The organism is Geodermatophilus bullaregiensis, from assembly GCF_016907675.1.
Taxonomy (GTDB): domain Bacteria; phylum Actinomycetota; class Actinomycetes; order Mycobacteriales; family Geodermatophilaceae; genus Geodermatophilus; species Geodermatophilus bullaregiensis.
The window spans coordinates 3,041,348-3,059,271 of sequence record NZ_JAFBCJ010000001.1 but is presented as its reverse complement, the minus strand read 5'-3'; the positions used below and the strand labels follow the sequence as shown (position 1 = coordinate 3,059,271).

The following is a 17,924-nucleotide window of genomic DNA, read 5'->3' as shown; positions in this document are numbered from 1 at the left end:
TACGGAGCCCGTCATCGGGTGACCTCCCCGAGGAGTCGATCCCAGTCGGAGAGGAACCGGGGGAGCCCGTAGCGCTCCAGCGCGGCGGCGCGGGCCGCCTTGCCGGCCAGCCGGGCGGCGTCCTCGTCGTGCAGGTAGGTGCGGACCGCGTCCCACAGCACCTCGGGCCGGGTGGACAGCACGCCGGCCTCGCGCGGCACCGCCTCGACCACCTCGGTGGTGGCCAGCGCGACCACCGGCACGCCCAGGTGCATCGCCTCGAGCAGGGAGAGCCCGAGCGAGGTCCACCGGACCGGGTGCACGTAGACCCGGCGGCGGGCCAGCTCGCCGTGCATCGCGGCCTGCGGCGGGTCGTCGTGCAGCGTCACCCGCTGCGGGTCGAGGCCGTAGCGCTCGTGCAGGCCGGCCAGGCCCATGCCGAAGACGTCGACCGGCGCCGCCTGCGCCAGCCCGGGCAGCAGGTCGGCTCCCACCGTGCGTCCGCGGCGGACCGGCTCGTTGGTGACGACGGCGGCGCGGGCCAGCTCGCCGGTCCAGCGCTCGCCGGGGTCGACGATGCCGTGCTCGATGACCGTCGTCGGCGCGCGGCCGTTGTCGTAGAAGAGCCGGTTGAAGTGGGTCACGTGGGCGATCGGGACGTCGTCGCGGTCGGCCAGCGGGTGCCGGGTGTGCGGCACCGGCCCGTCGCCGGGCTCCAGGCCCGGCGCGTTGTGCTCGAGGAAGACGGCGGGCAGGTCGCGGCCGGGCTCGCGGCCCAGCCACTCGCGGACCAGCTCGAGGTCGCGCGTGCGCTGCAGCACGACGACGTCGACGTGCTCGTCGCCCAGCTGCTCCGGCGTCACCTCGCGGGCCGACGCCGGCCAGTCCCAGGTGCGCGCGCGGCCCAGGCCGTCGGGACCCCGGCCGGGCACCACGGGCAGCAGGTACTCGTGACCGCCCTGGACGAACGCCGTCGTCCAGGAGCCGTGCACGTGCCAGACGAGGACCTTCATGCACTCACCAGCTTCTCGACGGCGGCGACGACGTCGGCGGCGGTCACCGAGGTCAGGCAGGGGTGGCCGGGGACCGGGCACTCGCGGGCCCGGGTGTCCCGGCAGGGCGCGTCCTGGTCGCCGAGCAGCACCGTGGGGACGCCGTAGGGGGCCCACCGGACCGCGGGGACGACCGGGCTGAACAGCGAGACCACCGGCGTCCCGACGGCGGCGGCCAGGTGCGCCGGGCCGGTGTTGCCGACGACGACGGCCGCGGCGCCGTCGAGCACCGCCGCCATCTCCGCCAGCGACGTGGCGCCGCCGAGGTCGACGCCGCGGCTGCCGGCGACGGCGGCGGTGAGCGCCCGCTCCCCCGGCCCGCCGGTGACCAGCACCCGGTGCCCGGCGTCGCTCAGCGCCTCGACCGCCTCGGCGCAGCGCTCCGCGGGCCAGGCGCGGGCGGGCACGGAGGCGCCGGGGTGCAGCACGATGTAGCCGGGCTCGAGACCGCCGGCCGCCCGGTGGCCCGGTTGCTGCGGCGCCGGGGGCAGCGGACGGCGCACCGCAAGCCCGCCGTCGTCGCCGTCGGGCAGGTCGAACCCGGCCGCGCGGGCCAGGGACAGCGCCCGCTCGGGCTCGGGCAGGTCGTCGTCGACCCGGTGGCGGACGTCGAGCAGCGAGCCGGGGTAGTCGACGCTGGTCGCACTCAGGCGGGGTACGCTGGCGGCGCGCAGCAGCAGGGCCAGCGGCAGCGGTGACTGGTGGAACGACGTGCTGATGAGAGCCTCGTCGGGTGCCAGCGCGCGGACCCGCTCGGTGAGCGCGGACAGGTCGGCCGCGTCGACCGGCGGGGGGTCGCCGAGGATCCACGGGCAGGCCCACGTCTCCACCTCGTCGACGCCGGGCAGCAGCGCCGCGGCCTCGGCACCGGCCGGACCGGCCAGGAACACCACCCGCTCGGCGCCGGCGGCCACCGCGCGGACCAGCGGCCCCTGCAGCAGGACGTCGCCGGCGTTGTCGAGCCGGGCGACCAGCACCGTGCCCCGGCCGGGGCTCACCACCGGCCCGCCAGGACGTCGGCGACCGCGGCGGTCAGGGTGGCGGCCACCCGTGGCGCGGCGGCGACCTCCTGCTCCCGGGTCACCGGCGTCGGCACCATGATCCCGCCGGCCCCGGCGGCCGCGGCGGCCTCGACGTCGGCGCCGATGTCACCGATCACCACGCAGCGGGACGGGTCGACGTCGAGCTCGGCGCAGGCGGCCTCCACCATGCCGGGCGCGGGCTTGCGGCAGGTGCAGCCGTCGTCGGGCCCGTGCGGGCAGACCTGGACCGTCTCGAAGGGGCCGAGGAGCTCGTCGAGGCGGGCCGTGCAGGCGTCGACCTGCGCGCGGGTGATGATCCCGCGGGCCACGCCGGACTGGTTGCTCACCACCCCGACCCGCACACCGCGGGCGCGCAGCGCGTCGACCGCCTCCTTCGCGCCGGGCACCGGCTTCACCAGCTCCGGGTCGCCGTTGTACGGGTAGTCGCGCACGAGCGTGCCGTCGCGGTCGAACAGCACCAGGTCGGGCGGCCCGCGCCACGGCGCCACCCGGCGGTGCTGCACCGCGCCGCGGAGGAAGTGCCAGGTGGCCAGCGGCGGGATGGCGGCGCTGGTGAGCGCCATGGTGGTCACCTCGGCGCGGTCGCGCGGGCCGGGCGCGATGCGGGCCCAGGCGAACTCGGCGGTGCCGGCCGCCCAGGCGAGGGCGGCGGCCGCGGCGGCGCGGGGACGGCGGGCGGCGGCCAGGCCGACGGCGGCCAGCGCGGCGGCGGTGACGGCGAGGTGCCGCGGACGGCGCCCCAGCGCGGCGTCGGCGCGCTCGCGCCAGTCCGGGCCGTGCAACCGGCGCATGAGGACGTCGTCGGCGTTGCCGGCCTGCACGCGGACGCTGACCCAGCGGTCGGCGGGGCGGACCGGGTGGGTGATCCACCGCTGCCCGCGGACCAGCCGGCCGCCGGTGTCCACGACCCGCAGCGCCAGGTCGGAGTCCTCGCGGAAGGCGCGGGGGAAGCGCTCGTCGAACCCGCCGACGGCGGCCAGCGCGGCGCGGCGGTAGGCGAGGTCGGCAGTGATCCAGCTGCTGGTGGCCAGGCCCGCGGTACCGCGCTCCCAGTCGGTCGGCCGGCGGTCCTCGGGCAGCGGCACCCGGACACGGCCCTGGCTGCCCGCGACGTCGGCGGGCAGCCCGGTGAGGTCGGCCTCGAGCCGCGCGTACCAGTCGGGGTCGGGGACGACGTCGTCGTCGAGGAAGGCCACCCACGGGGTGCGCGCCGTCCGCCAGCCGAGGTTGCGGGCGCGGGCGGGGCCGCCACCGCCGGTGCGGACCACGCGGACCGGCGGCAGGCCGGGCCGCTCGACGGCCAGCGGGGGCCCGTCGGGCCGGTCGTCGACGACGACGAGCCGGGCCGGGCGCGGGCCGGCCGCGGCCGCGAGGGCGTCGAGGAGCACGTGCAGCGACGGCCGGCCGATGGTCGGCACGACGACGGTGCACTCCGCGAGCATGATCGCGCCCTGCCCGACCTGGACGCCGGCCAAACACTACGGGCTTGAAGTTCCCTCGAGCGGTGTCCCGGCCCCCTGCAGGGTCCCGCCGCGAGCCCGCGAGTGGCGGGGGGCAGAGGGTCCTCCTTCAGCGGCGGATGCGCGTGGCCGCGGAGACCCTGGCGAGGGCGTCGGTGACGACCGCGGCGTCGTTCCCCAGCAGGGCGAGCAGGTGGGCGACGAGCTCGTCGTGGCTCGCCGCGGCGGCCCGCACCCGCGCCCGGCCGGCGTCGGTGAGGCGGGCGTGCAGCAGCCGCCGGTCGCCGGGGCGCCGCTCGCGCACGACGAGCCCCTGCTCGACCAGCCGGCCGACCGTGCTGGTCACCCCGGCCCGCGACAGCCCGAGGGCCTCGGCGACCTCCCCCATGGTGGCCCGCTCCCCCGGCGCCTCGGCGATCCGCCGCAGGGCCTCGAAGCCGGTGAGGGAGAGGTCGTGGTCGCGGTGCAGGGCGGAGTCGACGCGGTGGGTGATCCGGTCGTGCACCTGGACGATGCGCAGCCAGGTCTCCGCCGGGCGGGGGGCGGCTCCGGGGAGCGTCGCCGGGTCGGACGGCACGGCGTCCGACGGGGTCCCGGCCGCCAGCACGTCCTCGGAGCCCATCGGCCCATCCTCGCCGAAGTCGCGCTCAGGCGCTCCCGGTCGGCCACGGCGGGGCGAGCGGCGACCGGCGCCGGGCGGCCACGAGCACCAGCCCGGTGGCGCTGACCAGCAGCGCCAGCCCGGCCGCGACCATCGGGACGGGCAGGGGGTCGGCGACCGGCGCCCCGGCCGCGGCCACCTGCAGCCGCACGGCGGCGGTGACCGCCGAGGTGCTCCCGGTCAGCTCCACGGTGGTCGTCCCCTCCCCGGCACCGCCGGGGACGCGCACGGTGATCTCGACGGCGCCGTCCGGGCCGGCCGGCACGGTCGCGAGGACGGTGCCGTCGGCGTCCCGGACGGTGACCTCCTCGCCGGGCGCGAAGCCGGTGCCGGTGAGCACGACCTCGCCCCCGGCGGGGACCTGCCGGGCCGAGGCACTGGCCGCGCCGGGGTCGGTGCCCGGGCCGTCGGCCGACGACCCGGGCGTGGTCTCCGGCGCGGGCAGCTCCGGCACCGGCAGCACGTCGGGCACCGGCACGGCACCGGCGGGCGGCACCGGGGCGGGCGCGGCGTCCGGCGACGGCGCCGGTGACGGCCCGGGCGACGGCGCCGGGACGTCGCCGCCCGGGAGGGCCTCGCCCACGGCCGGCGGTGCGGCGATCGCCGCGCAGTCCTCCTCCGCGGGCCGCGTGTAGTCGTGGCCCTCGAGCTCGTCGACGTAGGCGGTGCCCGACCCGTCGAGCGCGACGTACTCCAGCCGGCTGTCGATCGCCTCGCCCCAGTCGACGGGGTCGGTGCGCAGCACGACCGTCGCCCCGGGCTGGACCTCGGCGCGGTCCTCGCCCTCGGGCCGGCGGGTGGTGGCCAGCGTGACCGCGTAGGCGACGGTGCCGGCGGTCACCTCGACCACCACGCCACCGGGGCGGCAGCTGGGTCCGTGGGTGACGAGGGCGTCGGGCCGGGTCGGGTCCTCGATGGCGGCCGCGGGCGGGGCGGTGGCGACGCCGAGCACGAGCAGGCCGGCGACGGTGGACAGCAGGGCGAGCCCCGTCGTCAGGACGGGGCGGGGCGGACGCGGCGGCGTCGTCCCGACCGGCACGGAATCCCCCTCGAGCGGTCGCGCCGCGCACGGTGGGTCCGCGAGGAGCGCAGCCCCCATGATGCGGTCGACCACCGCCTGCGGACGACGGCTCCGCGGCGCGTCGTCCGGCTCGTACGGCGTGTCGCGCCCGGGCGTGTCGTACCGGCCGGTGCGGGGTCGTCCTCGGACGAGACGCGGGTCACTACGGTGACCGCCGTGGACTCAGCCGCCGGGACCGGACGCCGCCGCCAGAACGAGGTCTACCGCGCCGGGGTGTACGGGCGCGCACCGCTGGTGCCCACCACCGCGCGACCGCTGCAGCGCCGCGCCCGGCAGCGGCTGACCGCCCGCGCCTACGCCTACGTCGCCGGGGGCGCCGGCGAGGAGCACACCCAGCGGGCCAACCGGGCCGCGTTCGACCGGTGGGCCGTCGTCCCCCGGGTGCTGCGCGACGTCAGCGCCCGCGACACCTCCGTCGAGCTCTTCGGCCGGCGCATCCCCGCGCCCCTGCTGCTCGGGCCGGTCGGTGCGCTGGAGCTGGTGCACCGGGAGGCCGACCTGGCGGTCGCCCGCGCCGCGGCGTCCCTCGGTGTGCCGTTCGTGTTCTCCAACCAGGCGTCGGTGCCGATGGAGACCTGCGCGGCCGCGATGGGCGACGCCCCGCGCTGGTCGCAGCTCTACTGGTCCACCTCCGACGAGCTGGTGGAGAGCCTGGTGCACCGGGCGGAGGCGGCCGGCTGCGAGGCACTGGTGGTCACGCTCGACACCACGATGCTGGGCTGGCGCCCGCGCGACCTCGACCTCGGCCACCTGCCCTTCGCGCTGGGCAAGGGCATCGCGCAGTACACGTCCGACCCGGTCTTCCGCCGGCTGGTCGAGCAGCGGGTCGCCGAGGCCGGGGACGTCGCACCCGTCCAGGCCGGCGAGGCCGCCGGGCGCGACCGGCAGCCGCGGCCCACGCTGTCCGCCGTCCTGGCGATGGTCGGGATGGCGCGCGCCTGGCCGGGCCCGCTGCGCGAGAACCTGCGCTCACCACTGCCGCGAGCGGCCGTCGAGACCTTCCAGGCCATCTACTCGCGGCCCTCGATCACCTGGGCCGACCTCGCCTGGCTGCGCGCCCGCACCCGGCTGCCGATCCTGCTCAAGGGCGTGCTGCACCCCGACGACGCCCGCCGTGCCCTGGACGAGGGGGTCGACGGCGTGGTGGTCAGCACGCACGGCGGGCGACAGGTGGACCGCTCGATCTCCGCACTGGACGCGCTGCCCGACGTGGTGGCGGCGGTCGGCGACCGGGCGCCCGTGCTGCTCGACAGCGGCGTCCGCAGCGGCGCCGACGTCCTCGTCGCCGTGGCCCTCGGGGCGCGCGCGGTGCTCCTCGGCCGGCCCTACGCGTGGGGGCTGGGCCTGGCCGGCGAGGCCGGGGTGCGGCAGGTGGTGTCCGACGTCCTCGGGGAGTTCGACCTGTCGCTCGGCCTGACCGGGCACACCTCGGTCGCGGAGCTGACGCCGGAGGCGCTGCGCCGCGTGGGTTGACCGTCCTGGCCCGACACGCCCGGGGAGGGGTGGGGTTGACTCGTCCTGTGACACAGCTCACAGTGGTCGTGGGCGGGGGCAGCCGGCAACGAGTGGCCTCCCACTGCTGGGAGGACCGACCAACGCGGCCAGACCGTCAGGACCGGCCCCCCGCCCCTCAGCCCGGGTCGCGCCGCCGTCCGCGGCCGCTCGTCACGGAGCTCGCTGCCACCGGTCCGCAGGTCCCGTGCACACCAGCCGGGCGGAGCGACCCGGCTCCGGGAAGAGAACAGCGGCCCCGTCCCGGGGGACGGAGCCGCTGTGCTGTCTCAACCAGACGTGCACCCGAAGGGATTCGAACCCCTAACCTTCTGATCCGTAGTCAGATGCTCTATCCGTTGAGCTACGGGTGCGGGTGTGCAGTTGTCGTGCGCGGAGGCTCCGGGATTTGAACCCGGGATGGGGATTAACCCAAACCGCATTAGCAGTGCGGCGCCATAGACCGGACTAGGCGAAGCCTCCCGGGGTCCGAGTCCCCCCGGAACCACCGAGGAGCACAGTACCAGCGCCCGCGCCGCCCCTCCCAGCCCGGGTGGGGTCAGGCGGCCACCGGTTCGCCCGCGCGGGCCGGCGCCGGACGCCGCCCCGGCACCAGGGTGACGAGCACCGCCAGCGCGGCACCGGCGACGGCGAGCACCAGGCTGCCGCTCACCCCGGCCGGGCTCTCGATCAGCGCACCACCCAGCGCCGCGCCGACCGCCGAGGCGCCGGTGGCCATGGTCGACAGCCAGGTGAAGGCCTCCGTCGTGGCGTGCGCCGGGGCGAGGGCGCCGACGAGGGAGTTCTGCACGGTCAGCGTCGGCGCGATCGCCGTCCCGCCGAGGAAGAGCAGGGCACCGAGCACCCACGGGCTGGACGCGGCGGTGAGCGGGGCCAGGCCGATGGTGACGCCGAGCAGCAGCCACCGGTACTGCCGTGGCAGCGAGGCGCTGACCACCCGCGCGCCGAACCACAGGCCGCCCGCGACCGAGCCCAGCGACCACAGCGCCAGCAGGAGACCGGACATGCCCGGCGACCCGGCCGCGTCGGCGAACGCGGGGACGGCGACCTCGAGCGCGCCGAAGCCGAGCATCAGCAGCGAGCCGCTGAGCAGCACGCGCGGCATCCCGGGGGTGAGCACGGTGGCGAACGGGCTGGTGCGCGACGCCTCGGGAGCGGGGGCCCAGCCGCGCATCGCCGCCGACGTCGCGATGCCGAGCGCCCCGGCCACGGCGAGCACGCCCGCGACGGCGAGCGCCCACGCCGGACCGGCCAGCACGGCGAGCGCGGCGACCAGCGTGGGGCCGGCGACGAAGACCAGCTCGGTGGCCGTCGCGTCGAGGGCGTAGGCGGTGGGGCGGACGGCGGCGTCGGTCCGCGACCACAGCGCGCGGACCGCGCCCGAGACCAGCGGCGTCCCGGCACCGGCGGCGGCCGACGCGGCGACGACCACCCCCGTGGGCGCACCCCCCAGGACGGCGAGCACCAGCAGCGTCAGCAGCAGCGGGTAGACGGCGGCCTGGGTGAGCAGGACCGGGCGCGGGGTGCGCCGGTCGGCCAGCCGGCCGAGCACCGGGGCCATGGCCGCCATCGCGACGCCGTAGGTCGCGGCCGCGAGACCGGCGACCGCGTACGAGCCGGTCTGCTGCTGCACCATGAGCAGCAGGGCCAGCGGGACCATCGCCGACGGCAGCCGGCCGGCGAACCCGGCGACCAGCAGGACGGGGGCGGACGGCAGACGCCAGACCGACAGATACGCACGCACGACGGGACCCACTTCGACACACTCAGGGACGGAACAGTAGTTGGTCAAATGATGTTGACCACCTACGACACTAGCAGGGGTGGTAGGGAGTCACATGGATTACGACACCTACGGGTCGAACGCCGTCGAGCTGGCCATCGACCTGGCCAACGCCGACCGCGACAGCGACCCCGACTGGGCGGAGGCGTTCCTGCGCGCCCACGACGAGTGGTTCACCACCGAGACGCCCCTGGGACTGTCACCCGCCGAGGCACGCCGGGCGGCCGCGACGGCCGGGCTGGTGCGGGCGGTCGCCGTCGCCGCGACGCAGGACGACGTCATCGCGCGGCTCAACGAGCTGCTCGCCCTGGCCCGGCCGCACCCCTACGCCACCGACCACGACGGCGAGCTGCACCTGCACTACGCCCGCCCGGACGCCCCGGCGGTCGAGCAGCTGACGACGACGGTGGCCATGGGCCTGTCGCAGGTCGTGGCCCAGCACGGGTGGCAGCGCCTCGGGGTCTGCTCGGCGGAGGGGTGCGACGACGTCTACGTCGACACCTCCCGCAACGCCAGCCGCCGCTACTGCTCGAACACCTGCGCCAGCCGGTCGACCGTCGCCGCCTACCGCGCCCGCCGTCGCGTCTGAGGTGAGGACCTCCCTGCCCCCACCGCTCGCACGCTCGCGGTGGTCCCCTGGCGGGGAGGCCGTAGCGTCTCGCGCGTGACCCCCCTGCGGCTGCGCTACTGGGACGCGCGGCTGCACGCCGCGATCGGCGCACTGCCCGACACCCCGGCCGACCGGTGGCTGCGCCGGCTGTCGACCACCGCCGACCACGGGAAGCTGTGGCTGGCGCTCGGCGTCCTCCTTGCACTGCGCCGGGGATCGCTGCGGCGCGCGGCACTGCGCGGACTGGGTGGGCTGACGGTGTCGAGCGCACTGGTCAACCTCGTCCTCAAGCGGCTCTTCGGCCGGGTGCGGCCGGACCTGGCCAACCTGACCACCGACCGGCAGCTGCGGCGGGCGCCGCACACGCTGTCCTTCCCGAGCGGTCACTCCGCCTCGGCCGGCGCCTTCGCGGCAGGGGTGGCGCTGGAGAGCCCGGTGGTCGGCGCGGCGCTGGCACCGCTGGCGCTCGCGGTCGGGTACTCGCGGGTGCACGTGGGCGTCCACTACCCGGGCGACGTGGTCAGCGGGCTGGCGATCGGCGCGGGCGTCGCGCTGGCCGGCCGCCGGTGGTGGCCCGTGCGACCGACCGAGCCGGCGCGGGTGCGCCCGGTCCGCTCGGCCCCGGCCCTGCCGCGCGGCGAGGGGCTGGTGGTCGCGGTCAACCCGCGGTCGGGGCCCGAGGGGTACGACCCCGCGGCCGAGATCCGCGCGCTGCTGCCCGCGGCGGAGGTGCTCACCGCCTCGGAGGAGCACGGGGTCGCCGACCTGCTCGCGGACGCCGCGCGGTCGGGACGGGCGTCGGCGCTCGGGGTGGCCGGGGGCGACGGCAGCGTCGCCGCCGCGGCGGCCGTCGCGCTGGAGCACGACCTGCCGCTGGCCGTCGTCCCCGCGGGGACGCTCAACCACTTCGCCCGCGACCTCGGCGTCGAGACGCCGGAGGAGGCCGCGGCGGCGGTCGAGGAGGGTCGCGCGGTGTGCGTGGACGTCGCCGACGTGAACGGGACGCCGTTCCTCAACACCGCGAGCATCGGGGCCTACCCGGAGATGGTGCGCCGGCGCGACGCGCTGGCCGGCCGACTGGGCCGCTGGGCGGCGATGACCGTGGCGGTGGCGCAGGTGCTGCGCGGCGGGACGCCGGTGTCCCTGGTGCTCAACGGGCGGCCGGTCGAGGTCTGGATCCTCTTCGTGGGCAACTGCCGCTACACCCCGCGCGGGCTGGCGCCGGCGTGGCGGCCCCGGCTGGAGGACGGACTGCTCGACGTCCAGTACCTGCGCGCCGACGTCCCGTTCAGCCGCACCCGGGCGGTGCTGGGCGCGCTGCTCGGGGTGAGCGACCGGAGCTCGGGCTACGCGGACGTCCAGACGCCCGAGCTGCGGGTGCACCTGTGGTCGGGACCCGAGCCGGTGGCCTACGACGGCGAGACCGCAGCCGCGTCGTCGTCGTTCCTGTTCCGCAAGCGGGCACCGCTGACCGTGTACTGCTGCCGCACGTCCTGAGCCCCGCTCCCGGGGCCTCCTGCGGCCTCCCGGAGTGCTGCAGGACGCCCGGAGGTCGAACTCGACCCCAGGAGAGCCCCCGCCTGTCCCCGGTGCCGACGTTCCTCGTGCACTGCGGGCGCTGCAGGACCGGCAAGGCACGAGGAGGGCCGGCACTGGGTGCGCGGAGGCGGCGGTCCCTCCACAGGGGCACTGCGCGGGAGGGCGCGGAGTGGCTAGGGTCCCGGGTCCGTGATCACCAACGGGGGTGGACGGAGCATGGGCAGGCTCTTCCGGACGGCGGCCGCGCTGGCCGTCGCGGCCGCGGCGCTGGCGGGTTGCTCGGAGGCCGAGCCGGCCAACGCCACCCTGCCCACGGCGACCGCCGAGCCCGCGCCCACCACCGAGGCACTGCCCCCGCTCGGCCCGGCGGACTTCCCCATGCCCCCGGAGGCGCGCGAGAAGACCCCCGAGGGCGCTGTCGAGTTCACCCGCTACTACGTACGGCTCATTGAGTACGTCGGTGATGGCAGCCTTGATCCGCAGCCGCTTATCGACCTGAGCAGTAATTGCGAGGTCTGTCTCATGATCGCCGACTCCTACTCCGAGGACAGAGCTGCCGGCTACACCTACGACGACGTTACCGTCTCATTTGAGGAGTACGGACCTGGACTCATCAATGGCGACACCGCGGAAGTCGGATTTGTCTACACGCAGAATGCCATAACTGTACTCGACTCAGCTGGTGAGGTCATGACTCAGCGGTCTAGCGACGCAACGGGAGACCTGCAGTCAGGCGCTCTGTTGCAGTGGCGACCCGAGCAAGCTAGCTGGGTCACTACGAGCTTGACGATCGGATGACCAAGCTTCGAGCATGGCTCGTCATTCTATTCGCCGGGACACTAACCATCCTCGGCTTACCTGCGCGAGCTGACTGCATCGCTGGAGTATGCAGCCAGCCTGAGGTCGTTACCGGCGAGGGTGAGCTCACTGCCAGCTACGTGGCGCAGGCCCCAGGGGGCGGGTACTTCGCGTCCAAGGCGGCGCCGGAACCTCAGCCCTATACATGGCGTCTGTCGAGCCCGTGCGCGTCGTGGACAGGTAACGACTGTCCTGCTGTAACAGATCAGATTTGCCCAGCATCGCCGGACCGGGTTGTCCGCTTCCTCACCGTTGAGCAGCGCCGCCTCGTGCTGCCTGACAGCACCACAATTGGCGGCGACTTCACCGTCCCTGCAGGCACAACACCCGGGACGCCAGTCGGCCCGTGGATCAGTTTCACTTCCATCTGCGTAGACATCACGGACCTGAACCCGCCGCCGTCGCCGGACGAGGTGTTCCGCTACTTCCAGACCCTGCCGCTGCCCGCCCTCGTGACCCAGCAGCAGCCCCCGGGCGACGCGCTGGTCGGCCTGCCGGTCGTCTTCTTCACCGACGGCCCGACCACGCAGACCTTCACGCTCGACATCCGCGGCTTCACCGTCGAGATCACCGCCACCGCCGAGACCTTCACCTGGCACACCGGCGACGGCACCGACCTCGCGACCACCGACCCCGGCGCCCCCTACCCGGACCACACGGTCACCCACGACTACGGCCCCGGGAGCTACACCGCCTCGCTCACCACCACCTGGGGCGGGACCTTCCGCGTGGACGGCAGCGCCAGCGTCGACGTCCCCGGCACCACGACCACCGACGGCCCGCCGGTCACCTTCGACGTCCTCGAGGCCCGTGCCGTCCTCACCGACCCCTACGACTGAGCGACGTCCCGGCGCCGCTGACCGAGCGCTGTGGCGGGGACCTCACTACGGTCCGACCAGGGGTGTCCGTCCCGGTGCAGGGGACGGGACACCCACACCAGGTCCCATCGACGGAAGAGGTCATCCATGTTGGTCCGCCGGATCGCCCGGCCCCTGCTCGCGTCGTCGTTCATCTACGGCGGCATCGACACCCTGCGCAACCCGCAGACGCGGGTGCCGGGCGCGAAGCCGGTCGTCGACCAGATCGCCAGGACGGCCGACCAGCAGCTGCCGGTGCAGGTGCCGCGGGACGTCGAGCAGTGGGTGAGGATCGACGCCGGGATCAAGGTGGGCGCCGGGTCGCTGTTCGCGCTGGGCAAGCTCCCCCGCCTGTCGGCGCTGGTGATGGCCGGCAGCATCGTCCCCACCACGCTGGCCGGGCACCGGTTCTGGGAGCACGAGGACCCCGAGGAGCGCTTCGGGCAGCTCTCCAACTTCCTCAAGAACGCCGGCCTGCTCGGCGGCCTGCTCATCGCCGCCGTCGACACCGAGGGCCGGCCGTCGGTCGGCTACCGGGCCCGGCGGGCGGCCAAGCGCGCCACCTCGGCCACCGAGCGGACCCTGGAGGACGCGCAGAAGCGCGCCGCCAAGGCCGAGAGGCGGACCAAGAAGCAGATGAAGAAGGCCAGCTGAGCACGCCACTCCCGCCCGCGGCCGCGCTCCGGAGGATCGCCTTCCTCCTGGAGCGCGCCCGCGAGCCCACCCACCGGGTCGCCGCCTTCCGGACCGCGGCCGCCGTCGTCGACACCATCGGTCCCGACGAGCTCGACCGGCGGATCCGCACCCGGACGCTCACCGACCTGCGCGGCATCGGCCCCAAGACCGGCGCCGCGATCGTGCAGGCGCACGCCGGCGAGGTCCCCGAGTACCTGGCCCGGCTCGAGGACGCCTACACCGAGCTGGTGCCGCTGGCCGACGACGTCGCCGAGTTCCGCGCCGCGCTGCGCGGCGACCTGCACGTGCACTCGGACTGGTCCGACGGCGGCAGCCCCATCCGCGAGATGGCCGAGGCCGCCATCGCCCTGGGCCACGAGTACATGGCGCTCACCGACCACTCCCCGCGGCTGACCGTGGCCAACGGGCTGACGGCGGCGCGGCTGGAGCGCCAGCTCGACGTCGTCGCGGAGCTCAACGCGGAGCTGGCCCCGTTCCGCATCCTCACCGGCATCGAGTGCGACATCAACGCCGACGGCAGCCTCGACCAGACCGACGAGCTGCTCGGCCGCCTCGACGTCGTCGTCGCCAGCGTCCACTCCGACCTGCGCGCCGACAGCGCGGCGATGACCGAGCGCATGCTCACCGCCGTCGAGAACCCGCACACCGACGTGCTCGGGCACTGCACCGGCCGGCTGCTGATCCCCCGCGAGCAGCGGGAGGGACGACGGCAGCGCCCGCGCCCGGAGAGCAGCTTCGACGCCGAGGCCGTCTTCGACGCCTGCGTCGAGCACGGCACCGCCGTCGAGATCAACTCCCGGCCCGAGCGGCTCGACCCGCCGCTGCGGCTGCTGAACCTGGCCGTGCAGCTGGGCTGCGAGTTCGCGATCGACACCGACGCGCACGCCCCCGGCCAGCTCGACTGGCAGGGCAACGGCTGCGAGCGGGCGGTGGAGACCGGCGTCCCGGTCGAGCGGGTGGTCAACGCCCGGAGCGCCGACGAGCTGCTGGACCGATCCGGCGGATCAGCTGGTCGCTGACTCCTCGACGTGCCGGTCGCCGGCATCCCGGAGGGTGATCGTCTCGTCCTGCCGGCCGTCCGGCTCCTCGGAGACGCTCGGAGGCACCTCGCGGGCCGGCTCGTGAGCACCCGCCTGGTACCACTCGGCGATCCCGTCGCGGACGGCCCCCACGATCCGGTCGACGTAGCCCTCGAGACTGTGCACCTCCTCGACGACGCGTCTGGCCCGCGCCGCGATGACGGCCGTCTCGGCGGGGTGGTCGAGGACGTAGCGGAGGATGGAGCGCAGCTCGTCCGCGTCGCCGGGCGGGTAGAAGAAGCCGGTCTGCCCCTGCACCCCCAGCGAGCCGTAACGCGCCGCGTAGACCCCCGACGTCTGTCGCGCCGGCCCCTTGCGCAGCACCTTCCGCCGGTCGGCCACGTGGTCGCCGGTGCCCTCGACCCGGGTCACCACGACCGGCCGCCGCATGGCCATGCCCTCGAGCACCGCGGTGGTCCCCGCCGGGAAGTCGGTCTCCACCACCGGGGTGACGACGACGGCCGCCCCTGCGTAGCAGTCCCGGAGCCGGCGGACGTCGGGTGACTCGATCCGCACCCACGACGGGAGGACCTCGCCGTCGAGGGCGTTCTGCGTGGTCGCCCACGGGCTCGCCGCCCCGATGAGCAGGTCGACCCCCAGCCCGTCGACCGCCCGGACCAGCGTGCGGTAGTCGCGGTGCTGGAGACCCGCCGCGAAGACGTAGGGCCGGGCCGGGGCAGGCGTCGTCGCGCGGGCGGGGTCCCAGTACCGCGTGTCGATCCCGAGGGGCAGCACCTCGACCTTCGCCGGCGGGACGCCGAGGCCGTTGGTCAGCCGCTCGGCCTGCACGGAGCCGAGCGGCATCAGGCGGTACAGCCACTCGTGCAGCCGCAACCACCGCCAGAGCACCCACTTCGACGTCTTGGCCGGGTAGTGCCCGATGGCGACGACCGGGATCCGGCGGCGCGCCAGCCGCAGGAGCAGGGCCAGGACGATCGCCTCGTTCTCCGAGGACGAGAAGTAGGCCGAGGTCGCGTCGCGCCGGCGGAAGGCGACGACGGCGAGCGCGGCGTAGTCCCCGGCCAGCGCCTGCACCAGCCGGGCGAGCCGGCTGGCCCGGACGTCACCGAGGTCCACGTTGCGCGCGGCGAGCCGTTCGGTGATGAGGGTGAAGTCGGTCCTCCGCTCGTCCTCCCGCCCGGGGCCGCCCCCGTGGAACGCGGGGTCGTCCACCTCCGCCCGCACGATGACGACCGGGCGGACGGCGGGGGGCCGGCACCTCGACCACCGCGCCGTCACTTGATCTCCGCCTCGCTGTGCACCGGAGGAGCATCAGGTGTTGCGTGGGCGTGGGCAAGCCCTTCCCCGCGCGTCACACCCGCCTCGCCGTGCCGGTCGCCCTGTCGGGTGACGAGCGGGGAGTTGTCCCGCGGTAACCTCCGGCGACCTGAGAGTCATGCCGGGAAGGGGTTCGATGAGTACGCCGGGAGCAGTGCACGAGGAGCTCGACGACGCGGAGGTGGTGGTCGTCGCCTACCGCAGCAGGACGAACGTCGAGGCGCTGCTGGCCGCGCTACCGGCGCACCTGCCCCTCGCGGTCGTCGACAACTCCGACGGCACGGACGGTCTCCGCGAGCTGGTGGAGGCCCGACCGAACGGGCGCTACCTGGCCGGGGGTGGCGTCGGCTTCGCCCGCGCCGCGAACCTCGGGGCCCGCACGTCCTCGGCGCAGGTCCTCCTGTTCGTGAAGCCGACCGTCCGGCCCAGCAGCGCGGACCTCGCCACGTTGGTCGCCGACGTGACCGGCGACCCGAACTGCTCGGCCAGTGCGGCGACACTGCTCAACGAGGACGGCAGCACCCAGATGGGGACGGCGGGGTGGGAACCCTCCTTCCGCCGGGCCCTCGTGCACGCAGCGGGACTGCACAAGCTGTTCCCCCGGGCGGGGATCTTCGCCCGCCCGGAGCTCGGGCGGGCCCTGGAGGTCGACTGGGTCAACGGCGGCTGCATGGCCGTCCGGCGGGAGACGTTCGAGCGCCTCGGCTGCTTCGACGAGGACTTCCACGTCTTCAACGAGGACGTCGCGTTCGGACGCGAGAGCCGGGCCCGCGGCATGGTGCAGCAGCTGCGCACCGACGTCGGGGTGCGGCAGGCGGCGGGCGGCTCCGGCGCGCCGGCCCTGGACATGTGGCGGCTGCGCGGCGCCTCGATGGCCCGCTACCTGCGCAAGCACCACTCCCGCGTCGCCGCGGACCTCATGGTGGCGGTCCTCGGCGCCGGATACCTGGTGCGAGTGGTCACCCGGGTGCTGGCCCGCGACCTCGAGGAGGCGCGCGTGCACTGGGCGTACACGCGAGGCGTCGTCTCGGGTCGCGCCACCATGGCCGGCCGGCCGGTCTACGCACACCCGTAGGCCGACCGCGGGCTCAGCCCTCCCCGCGGTCCGCCCTCGCCGCGCCGGCCAGGTGCACCGGGCGGACGTCTGCGGCAGCCGGACCCGACACCCCGGGGACGGGCTCCGCGGTGGCCGGGACCCGCCGCCCCGCGGCCTCGGCCATCGCCTCCTGCACGGCCGCGACGATCCGTCCGACATAGGCCTCGAGGCTGTACACCTCCTCGGCGACGGCCCGTGCGCGCGCCCCGACCGCCTCGGCGTCCTCGGGGTGGGTCAGGACCCACTGCAGGATCGACCGCAGCGCCTCTGCGTCGCCCGGAGCGACCAGGAAGCCCGTCTGCTCCTGGTGGGACTCCGCTGCGAAGCGGGTCGCGTGCCCCGCGGACGTCGATCGGAGCGGTCCACGCCGGAGCGCCCGACGCCGGTCCACGACGTAGTCGCCCGTCCCCTCGGCGCGGGTCAGCACGACCGGCCGTCCCATCGCCATCGCCTCCACGATCGACGTCGTGCCGGCGGGGAAGTCCGTCTCGACCAGCGGGCACGCGACCACGGCGGCGCCGGCGTAGGCGTCGCGCAGCTCGCCGTAGCGCAGGGACCTGACCTGCACCCAGGACGGCAGGGGCGCGTCGGCCAGCTCGTTGCGGCTCTTGCTCCACAGGCTCGAGGCCGCGACGACCAGGTCGACGCCGAGCCCCTCCGTGGCCTCGATCAGCGTCCAGTAGTCACGGTGCTGCAGCCCGGCCGCGAAGACGTAGGGCCGCGTGGCGGCGTGCGGCGTGGCCCTCTGCGGGGACCAGTACCGGGTGTCGATGCCGTAGGGCAGGACCTCGACCTTGTCCCGCGGCACCCCCAGACCGTTGACGAGCCGGTCCGCCTGCACCGTCCCCAGGGCCAGCACCCGGGACATGTAGCGGTGGACGCGGGCCCAGCGCCACGCCGGCCACTTCGCCGGCTTGGCCGGGTAGATGGCGGGCAGGACCAGCGGGATCCTCGTCCGCGCCAGCTTGAGCAGGAAGGCGAGGACGATCGCCTCGTTCTCCGAACCGGTGACGAACGCGGTCGCCGAGCGGCGCTGACCGAAGGCGACGACGGCCAGGGCGACGTAGGTGCCGGCCACCGCCCGGACGAGGCGGCCCCAACGGCTGGCCTGCACGTCGTTCTCGTCGATGATGCGGCCCTGCAGGGCATCCCGGAGTGCGAAGAAGTCCGGCCTGCGCCGCTCCTCGGCCTCGGCCGCACCCGTGTGGAGCGTCACGTCCCGGGTGTCGGCCCGGACGACGATCAACGGCTGCGGGGTCGGGTGGGGCCTCTTCGCCATGGGGGTCCTCCTGGGTTCGGTGGGCGACGGGACGGACGGTCGGGCACCCCGGTGTCGGTCG

The 17,924-nt window shown here is 75.5% G+C and carries 16 protein-coding genes and 2 tRNA genes; 8 read left to right on the top strand and 10 right to left on the bottom strand.

Going from position 1 to position 17,924, the window contains the following annotated elements; translation table 11 throughout:
* Nucleotides 1–11: 11 nt before the first annotated feature.
* The 5 genes from JOD57_RS14435 to JOD57_RS14415 all read right to left on the bottom strand — a co-directional run bounded on the left by JOD57_RS14435 (nt 12) and on the right by JOD57_RS14415 (nt 5,234).
* Entirely contained in the window at nt 12–992 is a 981-nt protein-coding gene (locus JOD57_RS14435; RefSeq protein WP_204692657.1) for a glycosyltransferase, read from the bottom strand.
* On the bottom strand, nt 989–2,029 hold the full coding sequence (locus JOD57_RS14430) for a glycosyltransferase family 9 protein (RefSeq protein WP_307824685.1): 1,041 nt from the start codon (nt 2,027–2,029) through the stop codon (nt 989–991). The genes JOD57_RS14435 and JOD57_RS14430 overlap by 4 nt, the downstream gene beginning before the upstream one ends.
* Nucleotides 2,026–3,549 (bottom strand): HAD-IIIA family hydrolase, encoded by a 1,524-nt coding sequence (locus JOD57_RS14425; RefSeq protein ID WP_239568468.1) that lies wholly within the window; start codon nt 3,547–3,549, stop codon nt 2,026–2,028. The genes JOD57_RS14430 and JOD57_RS14425 overlap by 4 nt, the downstream gene beginning before the upstream one ends.
* A 94-nt stretch (nt 3,550–3,643) precedes the next feature.
* A complete protein-coding gene (locus JOD57_RS14420; RefSeq protein WP_204692656.1) occupies nt 3,644–4,156 on the bottom strand; it encodes a MarR family winged helix-turn-helix transcriptional regulator in 513 nt (170 codons plus the stop codon).
* Nucleotides 4,157–4,181: 25 nt separating this feature from the next.
* Nucleotides 4,182–5,234, bottom strand: coding sequence for a hypothetical protein (locus JOD57_RS14415; RefSeq protein WP_204692655.1), 1,053 nt, complete (start codon nt 5,232–5,234; stop codon nt 4,182–4,184).
* Nucleotides 5,235–5,432: 198 nt separating this feature from the next.
* Between JOD57_RS14415 and JOD57_RS14410 the strand changes: the two genes are divergently transcribed.
* Nucleotides 5,433–6,749, top strand: a complete 1,317-nt coding sequence (locus JOD57_RS14410) for an alpha-hydroxy-acid oxidizing protein (RefSeq protein WP_204692654.1) — start codon at nt 5,433–5,435, stop codon at nt 6,747–6,749.
* 319 nt (nt 6,750–7,068) lie between these two features.
* Here the strand turns inward: JOD57_RS14410 and JOD57_RS14405 are convergent.
* From JOD57_RS14405 to JOD57_RS14395, 3 genes are all read right to left on the bottom strand, one after another.
* A tRNA-Arg gene (locus tag JOD57_RS14405) sits at nt 7,069–7,141 on the bottom strand.
* A gap of 20 nt (nt 7,142–7,161) precedes the next feature.
* A tRNA-Ser gene (locus JOD57_RS14400) sits at nt 7,162–7,250 on the bottom strand.
* Nucleotides 7,251–7,326: 76 nt separating this feature from the next.
* The gene (locus tag JOD57_RS14395) at nt 7,327–8,532 is read right to left on the bottom strand and encodes an MFS transporter (protein ID WP_307824684.1); all 1,206 of its coding nucleotides are present in this window, start codon (nt 8,530–8,532) and stop codon (nt 7,327–7,329) included.
* 94 nt (nt 8,533–8,626) lie between these two features.
* Between JOD57_RS14395 and JOD57_RS14390 the strand changes: the two genes are divergently transcribed.
* The 6 genes from JOD57_RS14390 (at nt 8,627) to JOD57_RS14365 (ending at nt 14,150) form a co-directional block, all read left to right on the top strand.
* Nucleotides 8,627–9,160: a CGNR zinc finger domain-containing protein gene (locus JOD57_RS14390; RefSeq protein ID WP_204692652.1), complete on the top strand. Its 534-nt coding sequence runs from the start codon at nt 8,627–8,629 to the stop codon at nt 9,158–9,160.
* A 75-nt stretch (nt 9,161–9,235) separates the two neighbouring features.
* Nucleotides 9,236–10,678: a bifunctional phosphatase PAP2/diacylglycerol kinase family protein gene (locus JOD57_RS14385; RefSeq protein ID WP_204692651.1), complete on the top strand. Its 1,443-nt coding sequence runs from the start codon at nt 9,236–9,238 to the stop codon at nt 10,676–10,678.
* A 231-nt stretch (nt 10,679–10,909) separates the two neighbouring features.
* Nucleotides 10,910–11,518, top strand: a complete 609-nt coding sequence (locus JOD57_RS14380) for a DUF6318 family protein (protein WP_204692650.1) — start codon at nt 10,910–10,912, stop codon at nt 11,516–11,518.
* A 473-nt stretch (nt 11,519–11,991) separates the two neighbouring features.
* Nucleotides 11,992–12,417, top strand: coding sequence for a hypothetical protein (locus JOD57_RS14375; protein ID WP_204692649.1), 426 nt, complete (start codon nt 11,992–11,994; stop codon nt 12,415–12,417).
* A gap of 126 nt (nt 12,418–12,543) precedes the next feature.
* On the top strand, nt 12,544–13,089 hold the full coding sequence (locus JOD57_RS14370) for a DoxX family protein (RefSeq protein ID WP_204692648.1): 546 nt from the start codon (nt 12,544–12,546) through the stop codon (nt 13,087–13,089).
* Nucleotides 13,086–14,150 (top strand): PHP domain-containing protein, encoded by a 1,065-nt coding sequence (locus tag JOD57_RS14365; RefSeq protein WP_204694853.1) that lies wholly within the window; start codon nt 13,086–13,088, stop codon nt 14,148–14,150. The genes JOD57_RS14370 and JOD57_RS14365 overlap by 4 nt, the downstream gene beginning before the upstream one ends.
* Here JOD57_RS14365 and JOD57_RS14360 read toward each other — a convergent pair.
* A complete protein-coding gene (locus JOD57_RS14360) occupies nt 14,136–15,383 on the bottom strand; it encodes a glycosyltransferase family 4 protein (protein ID WP_204692647.1) in 1,248 nt (415 codons plus the stop codon). The two genes, JOD57_RS14365 and JOD57_RS14360, sit on opposite strands and share 15 nt — an antisense overlap.
* A gap of 241 nt (nt 15,384–15,624) precedes the next feature.
* Between JOD57_RS14360 and JOD57_RS14355 the strand changes: the two genes are divergently transcribed.
* On the top strand, nt 15,625–16,563 hold the full coding sequence (locus JOD57_RS14355) for a glycosyltransferase family protein (protein ID WP_204692646.1): 939 nt from the start codon (nt 15,625–15,627) through the stop codon (nt 16,561–16,563).
* Between the two features lie 13 nt (nt 16,564–16,576).
* Here JOD57_RS14355 and JOD57_RS14350 read toward each other — a convergent pair whose 3' ends face one another.
* Nucleotides 16,577–17,863: a glycosyltransferase family 4 protein gene (locus tag JOD57_RS14350; RefSeq protein ID WP_204692645.1), complete on the bottom strand. Its 1,287-nt coding sequence runs from the start codon at nt 17,861–17,863 to the stop codon at nt 16,577–16,579.
* Nucleotides 17,864–17,924 lie beyond the last annotated feature (61 nt).

Coding starts and splice junctions, on each gene's coding strand:
- JOD57_RS14435 (WP_204692657.1), bottom strand. CDS start 992: ATGAAGGTCCTCGTCTGGCACGTGCACGGCTCCTGGACGACGGCGTTC.
- JOD57_RS14420 (WP_204692656.1), bottom strand. CDS start 4,156: ATGGGCTCCGAGGACGTGCTGGCGGCCGGGACCCCGTCGGACGCCGTG.
- JOD57_RS14390 (WP_204692652.1), top strand. CDS start 8,627: ATGGATTACGACACCTACGGGTCGAACGCCGTCGAGCTGGCCATCGAC.
- JOD57_RS14370 (WP_204692648.1), top strand. CDS start 12,544: ATGTTGGTCCGCCGGATCGCCCGGCCCCTGCTCGCGTCGTCGTTCATC.
- JOD57_RS14355 (WP_204692646.1), top strand. CDS start 15,625: ATGAGTACGCCGGGAGCAGTGCACGAGGAGCTCGACGACGCGGAGGTG.
- JOD57_RS14350 (WP_204692645.1), bottom strand. CDS start 17,863: ATGGCGAAGAGGCCCCACCCGACCCCGCAGCCGTTGATCGTCGTCCGG.